1 rRNA gene is annotated in these 255 nt (G+C 51.4%); it reads right to left on the minus strand.

The features are described from left to right. Positions 1 to 255, minus strand: a 23S ribosomal RNA gene (locus CWM58_RS27960); the annotation flags it as partial.

Genomic DNA, 255 nt, shown 5'->3' on the forward strand with positions numbered 1-255 from the left:
CATTGCACTAACCTCCTGATGTCCGACCAGGATTAGCTAACCTTCGTGCTCCTCCGTTACTCTTTGGGAGGAGACCGCCCCAGTCAAACTACCCACCAGACACTGTCCGCAACCCGGATTACGGGTCCACGTTAGAACATCAAACATTAAAGGGTGGTATTTCAAGGTTGGCTCCACGCAGACTGGCGTCCACGCTTCAAAGCCTCCCACCTATCCTACACATCAAGGCTCAATGTTCAGTGTCAAGCTATAGTA

It is taken from the genome of Klebsiella sp. H-Nf2 (assembly GCF_002806645.1).
In the GTDB taxonomy this organism is placed as follows: Bacteria; Pseudomonadota; Gammaproteobacteria; order Enterobacterales; family Enterobacteriaceae; genus Klebsiella; species Klebsiella variicola.